We start from the raw sequence: 14516 nt of genomic DNA on the forward strand, positions 1-14516 counted from the left end.
TAATTTTATTATTGCTAATATAATAAGTGGAGATAAATAGTAGGAGAACATAATGAATATACCTTGGAATGCATTAGCGGGCGGTATCTTGCTTGGGCTATCGGCAACTATTTTATTATTAGTCAAAGGTAAAATTGCCGGGATAAGCGGAATTGTTAGCGGGCTCTTTACCGAAAAGCATCATAATGGATGGCGCTGGCTGTTTATTGTTGGGTTGATTGCTGGTGGTTATCTGATGAATCTAGGTATTTCAAATGGCAGCAGTATTATTCCTATACAGTATAAAAATGGTCTAGGTTGGATGATTGTTGCCGGGCTTTTTGTTGGCATAGGCACTAAGTTAGGTAATGGTTGTACTAGTGGCCATGGGATCTGTGGAATGGGGCGTTTTTCTGTGCGTTCTGTTGCAGCAACGTGCACGTTTATGAGTGTTGCTGCTTTAGTTGTTTTTATTCGTTTACACCTACTTTAAAAGGCACGCTAATGAAATCGTATAGTCTCGCTTCTTTATTTTCAGGCTTGTTGTTTGGTTTTGGTATGGTGCTTTCAGGTATGGTTGATCCTGACAAAGTCATTGGATTTTTAGATGTTGCAGGTGATTGGGATCCAAGCCTTGCATTTGTCATGGGTGGGGCATTACTGGTGTTTGTGCCTGCATACCATTTATTGATTAAACCAAGACAAAAACCAATTGATAACAGTGAGTTTTGTATCCCAAACAATAAGTCGATAGATAAAAAATTGATCCTTGGTGCCAGTTTATTTGGAATAGGTTGGGGAATAGCAGGTGTCTGCCCCGGGCCAGCTTTAGCTTCTCTATCTTTAATGAATACGAGTTTGATTGCTTTCGTGGTTTCTATGTTAGTTGGTATGTTGATGGTCAATTTGGGATATAAAACCAGTAAACATTAGTGGGTTATTTTTATGGCACTTTCTATTGACGGCTTAATTAAAATAGATAACAAGAGTGGAAGTTTTCATTTGTCCTATAATTGATCTAAGGTTTAGGTAATGAATCAGATCAGGAGGATTTATGGAACTGCACAATCATTCTTTAGCAACCTTGTTTGAACAGTTAGGTTTAGCGAGTTCACAGCAAGAGATAGAGTCATTCATTCACCGGCATTCAAATGAGTTAAATCGTGCATCAGAATTACATCAAGCAGACTTTTGGAATGTAGGTCAAGCGACTTTCCTTAAGGAAGCGAAAGAAGATGATGCGAACTGGGCTGAAGTTGTCGATCAATTAGATGCGCTATTAAGAGCATCTCATCACTAAATCTACTTTATAAAATCTTGGCTTAAATACGGTGCAGGGCTTGATATATTTTTTTTATGACGAGGATAGATTCCTCATTATCGCCATGCACACATAGTGTATCTGCTTGTAATTCCAATGTGTTTCCTTTTGCAGTGGTGACGGTGCCAAAATTCGCCAACTGCATGGCTTGATAGAAAATATCTTCAACATTTTTATGAACCGCATTAGGTTGATGACGTGGTACTAATGTTCCATCATCTTTGTAAGCTCTGTCTGCGAAAGCTTCAAATAATAATGGAACATTATATTCGTCGGCGATATCAAGATAGGGTGTGTTGTCTTTTTTTGCTAACACCATTAAGGGAAGGCCAGTTGGCATAACGGCTTGAACAATCGCTTCGAAAATTTCAAGGTTTGACATCATGTCGTTATATAAGGCCCCATGAGGCTTAATGTAATCAACCCGCGAGTCATAAAATGACGCAAGATTTTGTATGGCTCCAACTTGATAGCAAATGAGGTGTGAAATTTGTTCTGGTGTATGAGGGATTGAGCGTCGTCCAAATCCAAGGAGATCTTGGTAAGATGGGTGTGCTCCGATACTGACATTGTGTTTTTGCGCGAGCTGTATTGTTCTCGCCATAGTGTCTGGATCCGAAGAATGAAACCCACAAGCAATGTTGGCCATATGGACGTAAGGCATAACATTTTCATCCTTACCCATGGTCCAGTACCCAAAGCTTTCTCCCATATCACAATTTAATTTAAGTTTGGCAATTTCAAGAGTCATAGGATTCCTTTGAGCCTGGGCTCAACTGGTTGATATAGATTATTAATATTGACACTCAAAGGGTATATCATCAAGAAGCATTGTTGTAAGGTATTGGCAATTATTCAAATTCATATATAAATTCAATCACGAGGTTCTTATGTTTGTTCTAATTACAGGTGGAATGGGTTACATCGGTAGCCATACATGCATTCAAATGATCGAAGCTGGGATGACCCCCATCATTTTTGATAATTTATACAATAGCAAGCCAACTGTATTAGACCGTATTGAGAAAGTATCTGGCGTTCGTCCAATTTTCATTGAAGGTGATATTCGAAATAAAGCCGATCTTGAAGCTGTGCTAAAACAATATGATATTGAATCGGTTATTCACTTTGCTGGCTTAAAAGCAGTTGGAGAATCGGTTGAAAAACCACTTGAATACTACGATACCAATGTTCATGGAACCCTTGTTTTAGTTGATGCGATGCGTGATGCTGGCGTTAAATCATTAGTATTTAGCTCTTCAGCAACAGTATATGGCGACCCTGCTTCTGTGCCTATTTTAGAAAACTTTCCAACCAGTGCGACGAACCCATACGGTCGCAGTAAGTTGATTGTTGAAGAATGTTTAACTGATTTCCAAGCTGCAAATCCTGATTGGAGCATTACTTTATTGCGTTACTTTAACCCTGTAGGATCTCATCCTTCTGGTGAGTTAGGTGAAGATCCTCAAGGGATCCCGAATAATTTAATGCCGTTTGTTGCTCAAGTTGCGGTTGGTCGCCGTGAATTCTTATCTGTTTTTGGGAGCGATTATCCAACCAAAGATGGAACCGGGGTTCGTGATTATATTCATGTTATGGATTTAGCGGATGGACATCTTGCTGCATTAAAGCATGTTGGTCGTAAGCAAGGTTTGCATATTTATAATCTTGGTACAGGCTGTGGTAATAGTGTTTTAGAAATGGTTTCTGCCTTTGAAAAAGCATCTGGTACAAAAGTGCCTTATAAACTCGTTGATCGCCGCCCAGGGGATATTGCTGAATGTTGGGCTGATCCTGCAAAAGCGCAAGCAGATTTGAATTGGAAGGCGACTCGTTCGTTAGAAGAAATGACAGAAGATACTTGGCGTTGGCAGTCGAATAATCCACAAGGCTATCCAGAAAAATAAGTAACCATACATTTATCTGCTTAGTACTAGAATAAAAATAGCGCCTAACAACTGGCGCTATTTTATTTTTATTATTTCAATTATCTGATATTCATAACTTAATGACACAAAACGTAGACTAACTCTCATATTTATACATTTCACACATCTCTTTAACTAAATTGGTTATAATGCGCTCGATTTTATCTGGTCATCGACCACTATTATTTAATTAACGTTTAGGGGATAGTAATGTCATTGGGTTTGATTATTGCTTTTATCGTTGCTGCAGCGGCAATGGTAAAACATGAAATGTCTAAAAATTCTTAATCGATTTGAATACTTGAGAAGCTTAGATACCTTTATCGTTCATTTTGCTACTTCTCATTCAATAGCTTGAATCAACTCTCAAGCTAATCGATTTAAGTTAAAAAGCCAGTTATCTGGCTTTTTTTGTGCCTTCATATTAAAAAAGTCACTATATCCAACTTTAGATATAGTGACTGTAGATGAGTAAACGTATAGGAGATTAAGTAAAGATTAGAATTGGTAATCTAAACTGATACCCCAGTTTCGCCCAGGTTGAGTATAGAAATCTTGATTATCACCTTGGCTTCGTCCGTTCACATCAGAATACAACCAATATTTTTTATCAAATGCGTTAAATAAACCAGCACGTAATGTTAGGTCTTGCACTGGTCGGTAGTACGTTGTTAAGTCGACAAGTGAGTAGCCAGGGGTAACGAAATTGTCTTCCGTTGTCCAATCATCTTTACTGGCTGCCATCGTAATATTGATTAAACCACCGTAGACAAAGTTTGTACTATCATAACCTAAACCGATGTTACCAGTGAGAGGGGCCACAGAATCTAAGTGATCGCCTGTGTCTTTATCTCGGCCTTCGGCATAAGCAACACTTAATTTACTGTATAAACCTTTTGGAGCACCAAAGGCTTGATCTAACATGGTAGTAGAAGAAAATTCAGCACCATAAATTTCAGCTTTGTTAATGTTTTCCTTGGTATATCCATCTTTGCCATCAATAGTTCCTAGGCTGACATCGCTGATAAAGTTGGTGTAATCATTGTAAAATGCGACAACTTCAAAGCGAGTACTGTCATTATTACCTCTAAAGCCAATTTCATAAGAGGTGCTTTTTTCAGGTTGTAGATCGGGGTTAGGTTCTACAACTGCACCTTGATTATAGAAATAGTACAAGTCATAAACAGTTGGAGCCTTAAACCCTTGGCTTATTTGAGTAAAGCCGCTGAAGTTTTCGCTAAAGTGGTAGACTGCGCCAATTTTACCGGTAAATGCGTCGCTATCACTGTCTGGATATTGGGTTGAGAATCCATCATCAGCTTCCGGGGAAGTACTGAAAGAGTCATAGCGTAAACCTGCAGTTAGGATCAAACGCTCTTGTAAGAAGAAAGCTTGGTCTTGTAGATAGACACCCCACTTTTGTACGGTTGAATCTGGCATACCTGTACTACCCGGTGTCACGGTGCCAAAATCGAACTTATGATCGGTATTATCAAGCTTAAATTCATCATTAATAAAAGTTAGGCCGTAGGTGAGTTGATGATAACTGCTATTTAGCTCAACTAATTTATCAAATTGTGCATCAAGTTGAATACTTGTGTCTTTTGCATCACGTCGACGTTCACGCTGTCCATTAGAAGGAGTGGTATCATAGTTTTTGGACAGTGAATCGGTACCTTGATAAGTTAATGACCAAGATAAGCTATCGGCTATTGTGGTATTCATTTGCCAATCATGCAGTAAACTTATACGTAATCTTTGGGTTTCATCTTCGTTATAGTTATTGGTATAAACAAAACCGGGAAAAATTTCATAGCCTTCATAAGAAAGCTCAGTCTCATCATAGTTTCTTTGATTATATTCAACGGCCAATCCAACTCGGTTAGCTTCGTTAACTTGGTAATATACTTTGGCAAGTAGATTGCCTATTTCTTTATCGGCAGGATCGGCTGCCCCTCTATCTGGGCCTGTAATATCGGCACCATCACTATGAGTTTCAGTTTCATGCCCATTGGCATAGGTTAACATGAGTAAGGTTTCTAGATCGCCATTACGTAATGCCCACGTTAAGGTATTTTTAAAGGTTTCATCTGCGGAAGTGTAGCCAGATTTAATACCAAAACGATTCTCATCACCATCGGTAATTAATACATCGGATGGATCTTTTGTTTTGAAGAGAACAACGCCACCTAAAGCATCTGAACCATACAATGTAGAAGAAGGGCCTTTATTAATTTCAATAGCAGATAGCGTATCTACTTCAATATTGTTTGGGTAAGAACGTTGTTCTTTAGATCCAGGATTGTAAGGGGTAGGCTGTTCTACGCCATCCACCATGACTTTCACTCGGCTGTCTTCCATACCTCGAATATTATAACCAGAGATACCAAAGCGGCCTGAACCTTGAGCATCAACACCAGGAGTGTATTTTAAAGCTTGTTTAGGATCGGTCGCCATTTCTTGGTTAATATCATTTGAAGAAACCGTTTCTATTGACGCGGATACATCTTTAATATCTTGTTCAGTACGAGTAGCAGATACAACAACTTCTTGTAATTCAGATTGTTGGGCGGCTACGTTACTTGCAAACAAAGAGAAAGTAATAGATGTTGCCAATAAGGTTGGTTTAAACTTGGGGGTATACATATAGTTTTTCCATTCACTATGTTAATGATTTGATCGCATTCTACTTAACTGTAATGATAATAACTATCATTTGTAATTGCATTTGGTGTGTTTTATTAAAATAGCAATATGTTTGTTTTTTATTTTTATAAATAATTTCAGTTGGTTACGTTCATTTATTCTATTATTAATATAGATAACACAATGTTATTTTTGTGATACTTATCACCTTTTTGTGCCTTTAGAGGACCTTTATTTTGAGCAACAGCCTTACTTTAGAAGCTTTACAAGTACTTGATGCCATCGATCGTCGAGGCAGTTTTGCCGCAGCGGCTCAAGAATTGAATCGAGCGCCATCCTCATTGAGTTACCAAGTTCAAAAATTAGAGCAAGATCTTGATCTTATAATTTTTGATCGTTCTGGACATAAAGCCGTTTTCACTGAAGCGGGGCAATTGTTGTTAAATAGGGGCAGAATATTGCTCTCTGCTGCAAATGATTTGGTTGAGGATGCCAATATTCTTGCTCATGGTTGGGAATTAGAGATTTCAATTGCGTATGATTTGTTGCCTATTGACTTCTTTTTTCCATTGGTTCGTGATCTTGCCTCTGTATCTAAATCGAGAGTTAAATTACAAGAAGAAGTATTAGCTGGATGTTGGGAAGCTTTGTCCTATGACAGGGCCGATTTACTAATTTGCCCAAAACCGGAACATATTCCGCTTGATGTAAAAGTAGAAGTTTTAGGCAGCTTCGATATGGTGTGGGTTGCCTCTCCTGATCATATTGTTCATAAAAGAACGTCACAATTTGATCAGACATCAAGGAAAAAATACAGGGCGATAGTTATTGCTGACTCCGCAAGAACTGCACCTAGATTAAGCCGAAATTTAATCGATGATCAGCCACGTTTAACCGTGAGTAATTTTCCGGTCAAAATTGATGCACTGTGCGCTGGATTAGGAATTGGAACCTTACCAAGACATATTGCAGATACTCTGGTTACAGAGAATAAATTAGCCATAATTGAAGGTAGTGAAGCGCAGTCATTGGACATGGTGATTGCTTGGCGACGAAATAAAATGGGGAAATCGAAATCGTGGTGTATTCAATACTTGAAAAAATATTGGAAACTTAGTGAGTTTGGTCGTTAAATTGAGACGATAATAGGTAGCTATAGTGCGGGCGTGTCTCACTAACACCCCGCATCAAGTTTATGAATCCTGATCACTACAGTGTTAAAAGCATATCAACAGTATTATCTTCAAAGTGAATATCTGTTTTGAAATTCAATTTTTTTGCTAAGCTAACCATCCCTTTATTAGAAGGCATAGTGATACCGCTTAACCGTATTGTGCCTTTGGTTCGACTGTAATCGATAAGCTTTTGCATCAGCATCTTACCTAAACCTTTACCTTTTAAATCTGAACGCACTAATATCGAAAACTCCGCATCGTAATTATGCGAATCGGCTACAACCCGAGCAACGCCTAGTAAGACTTCTTGCTTGTTCTCCATTCTTGTCGCGACGAAAGCCATTTCACGGTCATAATCTATTTGGGTTAGGTTTGCTAAAGCTTCATGGTTAAATTCTCCAACGTCAGAGAAAAACCGCTTATAAAGATCTTCACGAGAGACTCGAGTGATGAAGTTAGCCATCTTTTGTTCATCTTCAGGCAATACCGGTCGGAATAAACACATCTCACCATCTTTAAGTTCAACTGCTTGCTCATGTTCAACAGGGTATGGTTTGATTGCTAGTCGTTGTCGCTTAACACCATTTTTGGCTTGTAATTCTACTCGAGCATCAATGACCGAAAATTCATTACCATTTGCCAATAAAGGGTGTAAATCCAAGCTGATTATCTCACTGTTATCAATCACCATTTGTGAAAGACGAACGAGAAATTCACATAAAGCAATCGTATCAACTGGATGGGGAAGCTGCTCTAGGCGTAGTTTTCCTACTCGCATGGAACGAATGACTAAATAACGCGCTAGTGCCATGTTTAAGGGAAGTAGGGCAACAGATGCATCTTGGTTAATATCCCAGTCCATTCCACCTTGCCCTAGCATGATGACAGGGCCGAAAATGGGGTCACTATCAATTCTAATTCTTAACTCTTGAGCGCCAGACCGGCTAGCCATACTTTGTACTGAAACACCTTGAATTAGCGCAGAGGGATAAGAAAGGGAGGTTCGATCTAATATAGCCTGAGTGGCGCTCGCAACTTCATTGGCGTTTCTCAAGTTGAGCATGACTCCTTGAACTTCTGATTTATGAAGAATATCTGGAGAACGTAATTTAACGGCAACGGGATACCCAATTTTTTCACTGATATGAACCGCTTCGCTAGGATCGGATGCGAGCCAAGTTGGAAGAACAGAAATGTTATAGCAACTAAAAAGGCCATTAAGCTGATGTGAATCAAAGGTTGTGACGGTTTCTTTAAGGTTACGTTGAACCCACTGATGGGCATCGCTTAGCTGCGCTGCATTTCTAAGTTCAACAGAGGAAGGGGTTTCCATTAGTTGTTTTTGGTTTCGACGGTATTCAACTAGATGCATATAAGCCCCAACTGCACCTTCAGGTGTGCGATAAGTTGGAATACCGGCTTGAGTAAACAACAAACGAGCATCTTTAGCGGTTTGTTCACCAGACCAATTGGTGAGAATGTTAAATTGTTTGCTTTTCTTATGTGCTTTTATTGTGTCAATAATAGCTTGAGCGGTCTGTGTCGGGTGAGAAATGGCCGAAGGGCTATGCATGACTAGGATAGCATCGACTTCACCGCAATCTAATAGCACATTTAATGCACTGGCGTAACGCTGACTGTCTGCATCTCCGACAAGATCAATGGGATTACTGTGCGACCAACCACTGGGAAGTATGGTGTTGAGCTTTTCAATGGTTTGTTCTGGCAGTACAGCCAGTTTACCGCCACGTTCAATCAAAGCATCAACAGCCATAATTGCAGGGCCACCACCATTGGTAACAATTGCTAAACGCTCGCCACGCAATGGTACAGCATGGGTGAGTGTCTCAAGAGCGGCAAATAATTCATGTGTATTATTAACGCGCAGCATGCCAGAGCGTTTAATTGCAGAGTCATAAATGATGTCTAAACTTTGACTACCACCAGTGTGTATAGAGGCTGCATTTTGCCCTTCGGGCGTGCGACCACTTTTTAAAACAAGGATTCTTCTATTACGGGATGCGCTTCTCGCCGCTGACATAAAAGTACGAGCGTCTTTGATTGAGTCGACATAAAGTAAAATGGCAGAGGTTTTACTATCTACAGATAAGGTGTCTAAAAGCTCAGAGAAATCGATATCAATAGCATTTCCCAAAGAGATAAAAGCGGAGAAGCCGATATTTTTATCATTTGCCCAATCTAAAATGGTGGTACATACCGCTGCTGACTGTGATATGAATGCAATATTACCACGTGACGCTGTAACCGGTGAAAGGGAGGCATTTAAATTGAGCCAAGGTAAAATCATACCAAGGCTGTTAGAGCCAAGGATCCGTATATTCGATTGACGAGCAATATCCAAGCATTCTTGGTCAACACTTTGCTCAGTATTAAGGCATTGATGCATATCTGAAGAAACAATGATGGCAGCATTTGCCCCAATTTTAGCCAATTCTTGAAACACATGTTTATTGTATTTGGCATTTGTACAAACAATGGCAAGGTCTGGTGCGAGGGGTAAATCACTAATATTAGGGTAGGCTAATACACCACTTACCGATTGATACTTAGGAGTGACGGGCATAATCGCCCCTTGGAAACCACAATGAAGCAAATTGTGCATGACGATGGAACCAGCACGAAAAGGTCGTTGAGAAGCACCAATAACGGCAATGGACTTGGGTTTCAAAAAATGATTAAGATTGAGCATTCATCCACCGTTTAGAAAGTTGTTATCACGCTGATTATACCTAAAATCGATCGACCTAAGAGATGTTCAGTTGAACATTGAAAAGCGCACTTTAAGCGATTAGGTGACAAAGGGTTGAGAATAATCATAAGCTTGCGAATTTATCCCATGCTTTAATTATAATAATATGATTTGAGTATGAAGGTATTAACCTGATGTTTGAGTGTGATCTATCACGATAATTTTCATCAAACAGTCGTATTTATTTATAAATTATGAACAATAAATTACTTAACTGAATCAATCTGTAAGGTTCTCATCAAGTTTTGTTCATTCATCTTGATATTCACTAATGGTGGGGGCATGATGCATAAAGATTTTTAACGCTTTGGTCTTTTTATGAAAAAAATTGCAATTATCTCTCTTTCTGTTTTATTACTATCCGCATGTTCATCTTCAGATTACGACAATGAAGTAACAACAGAAACATATCAAGAAACGTTCAAAACCGACGAAGTACCTCAACCTATTACGGAATCATCGGTAGCGCCAATAGAAGAAGACATACAAACGGTGAACACAGCAAGTGTTGCCGAACCTTCTATGGTTGAACCAAAAGTTCCAGAAGTCGCTAACTCAAACGGCAAAAAAGTAGTTAAGCTAAGCCCTCCAAATAATTCAATGGCTTTAGAACAACCAGGGACGAATAGTTATCTCATTCAAATTGCAGCATTAGAAAACGAGCAGCATTTGTTATCGACAGCCGCTAACCTACCAAAGAGTTTACCTAAATGGGAAAATGTTAAAACAGTGAATGGTAAGCAATGGCACAGCTTATTGGTGGGGGACTTTTCTACTGCTCAAGATGCCAAAGATGCGTTAATGAAATTACCTGCATCTTATCAATCAATGGGCCCATTTGTGAAAAGTGTCAAATCTATTTCATCATCACCGTATCCTGATTTGAAAAAATTACCATAAGAAAGCAACTAGAATACATGGGAGCTGATAGGACATAGACGGTGTCGCTCCCTCATTTAAGAATGTGTATGCATAATTTGAAGTTTATACTGAACATGTATAAATAAAACATTATGATTAGATAAATGATTTACTTGCATACACTAACTATAAAAGCGTCGAATTAAAGATGAAAAATATTTTACTTTTGTGTGGCGGTGGTTCTTCTGAACATGAAGTATCATTGGTATCAGCGAAATACTTAGAGCAACAATTGGGTTTAACAGCCGATTTTAATATCGTTAAAGCTGAAATAACGCAACAAGGTTGGCTTACCTCTGAAGGGCAAAAAGTTGAATTGGATATTGCTCATGCTTGTTTAAAAGGAGATGACGTCGAGACGATTAAAATCGATTATGCCATTCCTTGTATTCATGGTTTTCCTGGTGAAACAGGAGATATCCAATCATTGCTTGAAATGGCAAATATACCCTATTTAGGTTGTGGGCCAGAAGCAAGCTCAAATAGCTTTAACAAAATAACATCAAAGCTTTGGTATGATGCATTAGATATTCCGAATACACCGTATCGTTTTTTGACTGAAAATAATCAAGACTCAATTAAAGTTGCAGAGCAAGCTTTTGATTTATGGGGAAAAGTTTTCGTTAAAGCCGCAAGGCAGGGATCTTCCGTTGGATGTTACAGTGTCACCATTAAAGGTGAAGTAGCTAAAGCCGTATCTGATGCATTTCAATTTTCAGAACAAGTCCTGATTGAAAAAGCAGTTAAACCCCGTGAACTTGAAGTCGCTGCCTATGAGCTCAATGGCCAATTAATTGTCACTAAGCCTGGAGAAGTAATAGCACCTGAAGGTGTCTTTTATACTTATGATGAAAAATACAGCGCTGATAGCCACTCTACAACGGTTTTAGAAGCGGAAGGTTTATCAACTGAGCAACAAAAGAAAATAGAGACGTACTCAAGAAAGGTCTTTATTCACATGAATTTAAAGAACTTATCGAGAATTGATTTCTTCTTAACAGAAGATGATGAGATTTACCTTAATGAGGTTAACACGTTCCCAGGAATGACGCCCATTTCAATGTTTCCTAAGTTAATGGAATATAATGGCGATAAATTCCATGAGTTCCTTGAACAGACAATTAGACAAAGTTTTTCATCTTAGTCGCTGATTATAAGAGTTGGGATGTTTGTGATTAATCCCAACTTTTTATTCTTTTGAAAACCAATTGTTCTGATTCTGAAAGTTGATGCTGACCCAAGTATTGTGCCGGCATAACAGGACTTACCCATCTACCCACTTCTTGAATCTGTCTAAGATTATATCCTTGTTTAAATAACTCTTGAGTTGCACCTACACGTGTTGATTGACCAGAGAAATGTAAATGCTGTGGTAGGCCAAGTCTCTCACTTGCACGACGAAATACACGATAGATCGAAGAGTCATTTAAAGCATCATTGCCAATATTTTCATGCTTATCAATTCGACAAAGTAAAAATCCGGTATCCCGATTAATAATACATAACCATCGTGTAATCAATGAACTAGCTATTTCTGAAAGGCTGTAAGTTTGATCACCTATGCTTAACTTTATGGCATGCGGATTAGTCGTATCGAGTGCATTAATTGAAAGCATCCTTAATTGGCCTCGCTTCAATATACATTCGAACATAAGGTAATATATGATCAAATCACGTAAATCTTTAATTGACTCGGAAGATACGAGTATCTTAGTTAACGCAGAGAGATGTTCAGCTGAAAAAGGCGTAGCTTGGGTGGCGTCACCTTTTTTAAGGTTTCTGAGCGCGGATAAAGTGAAATGGATTTGTCTATGATTAACAGGATCGGGTAACCCATGTAATCGATGGAGTAAGCTTATGGTTAGGCTATAACGACGTAGGGTTGAATATTTTCTTTGGGCACTTTCTTTTTCCAAGAAAAGTCGAATAGCGGTTACAGATGCAGGTAAAGCGCTAACATGCTTGCTCTGACAAAATTGTACAAATCGATTCCAATCGTTAACCATAGAAAGCAAAGAGTTATGAGCATATTGATAAGCGGTTAGTTTATTCAAATCATCATACATAATAAGATGTGAAAATTTGGCTTGGCTTGATTTTAGCTCACTTAAATCAGATATTAATGGAATTACTTTCTTCATACTGTTTAACCTAAAGCACTATAACTAAAATAATAGTAGCAAATACTTGAACCTATACCAAATACATTTACTATTAGATTATTCTAGATAAAAACACTTTTTAATTTCCAAGTATCAATAAGGTTTTGTATGTCACTCGTATATTCAACAGATGTTGGTCGCATCAAACAAGAAAAACCAGAAGAGATCCGCCCTAAAGGGGATGGTATTGTTCGAATTCAACGAGAAACGAAAGGTCGTAAAGGTAAAGGTGTCTGTATCGTTTCAGGTTTAGACATGAATGATACAGAGTTAAAGTTAGTCGCTGCGGAACTAAAGAAAGTATGTGGTTGTGGTGGTAGCGTTAAAGATGGAAACATCGAAATTCAAGGTGATAATAGAGATAAAATCAAAGCTCATCTTGAAAAAAAAGGCCATAAAGTCAAATTAGCCGGTGGCTAAATATTTACAGAGAAAGTTAATGGTACGACTACTTCTTTGCTTAACTACACAATAAATAAAGAAAAACCAAGGTTATGACGAACATATTTTTGAATGCATTTCATAGTTGGTTATAATCAAAGTAGATTTTCTAAGGTACTGAACCTTAAGCACACAAAATGGAATTGAATATGTACAAGAAACTTCTCGTTGTTACCGTTGGAGCATTGGCACTTATGGCATGTAGTTCATCACCTGAAACACCAGATGCAGAAACAGCAAGCACAGGTTCAACTCAACAGGCGATTTGTGAACCTGCCAAAGCAATGCCAGGAAGCTGGCAACCAGCAGAAGTTACGCCTGAAGCAAAACAGGCTGCGGTTCTTGCAACAGCAAGCATGGATGGTGGGCACTCGTTAAAAGAGATTCACAGTGTTGAACAACAAGTTGTAGCAGGAATGAATTACAAAGTTAACTTTACCATTGAAGATGGTGAAGCGTATTCAACTGTAGTATTTAGAAGCTTAAAAGGCGAATACAAACTGATCAGTGTTCAACCTCAAGCCTTAGTAGATGAGTGCAATAAATCCGAATAAGATAAATTCAACAGAGCTTAACTTAAATAAAGCTAAGTTCTGTTGGAATATTCTATTTTATTGTTTTTCTTTAAGGGGTAGGCTGGGTAGAATTCAGTCACATCGCACTCTAATTTAACATAAGATACATAATGCGCACTGTGTAGGGAGTGAAAAAGGAAATATTTACATGATAAAAATTCTTATCGCTATTCAATCACTACAAAATTAGTTTGGCTTCACCAACGACTAACCTCAATTCTTAAATACTTTTCAGTAATATCATAGCGAATATTTTTATTTATATACGACTTTAATTCTCTCTTTGCCACTTTACAGACTTTGGGACTACCCGTGTATTTTATTCGTTTAAGTTGTGCATACTTCTGATCAATATGATGCATTGTCAGCATTAACTGGCAATCCCCTTTAACATTTGCTTTAGAAGCATATACAGCAGATTGCGCTTGCTGCTTATAAAACTTTGCGGCCTTATATCTTTTGCTGTCATCATCTGCATAGGTAATCTGGCTTAAAAAGATAAGTGTGAATAAAATAGATCTCATTACGTTAGCCTCTTGTATTACTGCAGCATGACATAACGTTATACTTCTAACTAGAATTAGAATAAATCAATGAG

Annotated in this window: 14 protein-coding genes; 9 read left to right on the top strand and 5 right to left on the bottom strand. The window is 38.3% G+C overall.

Going from position 1 to position 14516, the window contains the following annotated elements:
* Positions 1 to 52 precede the first annotated feature (52 nt).
* The 3 genes from A1QC_RS04420 to A1QC_RS04430 all read left to right on the top strand — a co-directional run bounded on the left by A1QC_RS04420 (position 53) and on the right by A1QC_RS04430 (position 1279).
* Positions 53 to 472 carry a YeeE/YedE family protein gene (locus A1QC_RS04420; protein ID WP_017023675.1) on the top strand — a complete coding sequence of 140 codons (420 nt, stop codon included), beginning with the start codon at positions 53 to 55 and terminating at the stop codon, positions 470 to 472.
* Between the two features lie 11 nt (positions 473 to 483).
* Positions 484 to 912 carry a YeeE/YedE family protein gene (locus A1QC_RS04425; protein WP_017023676.1) on the top strand — a complete coding sequence of 143 codons (429 nt, stop codon included), beginning with the start codon at positions 484 to 486 and terminating at the stop codon, positions 910 to 912.
* A gap of 121 nt (positions 913 to 1033) precedes the next feature.
* Positions 1034 to 1279, top strand: coding sequence for a DUF2789 domain-containing protein (locus A1QC_RS04430; protein ID WP_017023677.1), 246 nt, complete (start codon positions 1034 to 1036; stop codon positions 1277 to 1279).
* A 22-nt stretch (positions 1280 to 1301) separates the two neighbouring features.
* On the opposite strand, the gene A1QC_RS04435 is transcribed toward A1QC_RS04430, so the two are convergent.
* A complete protein-coding gene (locus A1QC_RS04435; protein WP_017023678.1) occupies positions 1302 to 2051 on the bottom strand; it encodes a 5-oxoprolinase subunit PxpA in 750 nt (249 codons plus the stop codon).
* 139 nt (positions 2052 to 2190) lie between these two features.
* Between A1QC_RS04435 and galE the strand changes: the two genes are divergently transcribed.
* A complete protein-coding gene (gene galE / locus A1QC_RS04440) occupies positions 2191 to 3207 on the top strand; it encodes a UDP-glucose 4-epimerase GalE (RefSeq protein ID WP_017023679.1) in 1017 nt (338 codons plus the stop codon).
* A 519-nt stretch (positions 3208 to 3726) separates the two neighbouring features.
* Here the strand turns inward: galE and A1QC_RS04445 are convergent.
* Positions 3727 to 5874: a TonB-dependent hemoglobin/transferrin/lactoferrin family receptor gene (locus tag A1QC_RS04445; RefSeq protein ID WP_017023680.1), complete on the bottom strand. Its 2148-nt coding sequence runs from the start codon at positions 5872 to 5874 to the stop codon at positions 3727 to 3729.
* Positions 5875 to 6110: 236 nt separating this feature from the next.
* On the opposite strand from A1QC_RS04445, the gene A1QC_RS04450 reads away from it, so the two are divergent.
* Entirely contained in the window at positions 6111 to 7007 is an 897-nt protein-coding gene (locus A1QC_RS04450; protein WP_017023681.1) for a LysR family transcriptional regulator, read from the top strand.
* 76 nt (positions 7008 to 7083) lie between these two features.
* Here A1QC_RS04450 and A1QC_RS04455 read toward each other — a convergent pair whose 3' ends face one another.
* Positions 7084 to 9759, bottom strand: coding sequence for a bifunctional acetate--CoA ligase family protein/GNAT family N-acetyltransferase (locus A1QC_RS04455; protein WP_017023682.1), 2676 nt, complete (start codon positions 9757 to 9759; stop codon positions 7084 to 7086).
* A gap of 378 nt (positions 9760 to 10137) precedes the next feature.
* Between A1QC_RS04455 and A1QC_RS04460 the strand changes: the two genes are divergently transcribed.
* Positions 10138 to 10719: an SPOR domain-containing protein gene (locus A1QC_RS04460; protein ID WP_017023683.1), complete on the top strand. Its 582-nt coding sequence runs from the start codon at positions 10138 to 10140 to the stop codon at positions 10717 to 10719.
* Positions 10720 to 10888: 169 nt separating this feature from the next.
* Positions 10889 to 11884 carry a D-alanine--D-alanine ligase gene (locus tag A1QC_RS04465; protein ID WP_017023684.1) on the top strand — a complete coding sequence of 332 codons (996 nt, stop codon included), beginning with the start codon at positions 10889 to 10891 and terminating at the stop codon, positions 11882 to 11884.
* 31 nt (positions 11885 to 11915) lie between these two features.
* Here the strand turns inward: A1QC_RS04465 and A1QC_RS04470 are convergent, their stop codons facing one another.
* Positions 11916 to 12881, bottom strand: coding sequence for a tyrosine-type recombinase/integrase (locus A1QC_RS04470; RefSeq protein WP_017023685.1), 966 nt, complete (start codon positions 12879 to 12881; stop codon positions 11916 to 11918).
* A 129-nt stretch (positions 12882 to 13010) separates the two neighbouring features.
* Between A1QC_RS04470 and yciH the strand changes: the two genes are divergently transcribed.
* Positions 13011 to 13322 carry a stress response translation initiation inhibitor YciH gene (gene yciH, locus A1QC_RS04475; RefSeq protein ID WP_017023686.1) on the top strand — a complete coding sequence of 104 codons (312 nt, stop codon included), beginning with the start codon at positions 13011 to 13013 and terminating at the stop codon, positions 13320 to 13322.
* A gap of 170 nt (positions 13323 to 13492) precedes the next feature.
* Entirely contained in the window at positions 13493 to 13897 is a 405-nt protein-coding gene (locus A1QC_RS04480) for a cystatin domain-containing protein (RefSeq protein WP_017023687.1), read from the top strand.
* Between the two features lie 218 nt (positions 13898 to 14115).
* Here the strand turns inward: A1QC_RS04480 and A1QC_RS04485 are convergent, their stop codons facing one another.
* Positions 14116 to 14442, bottom strand: coding sequence for a hypothetical protein (locus tag A1QC_RS04485; RefSeq protein ID WP_017023688.1), 327 nt, complete (start codon positions 14440 to 14442; stop codon positions 14116 to 14118).
* Positions 14443 to 14516 lie beyond the last annotated feature (74 nt).

Source organism: Vibrio rumoiensis 1S-45 (assembly GCF_000286955.2).
GTDB lineage: Bacteria > Pseudomonadota > Gammaproteobacteria > Enterobacterales > Vibrionaceae > Vibrio > Vibrio rumoiensis_A.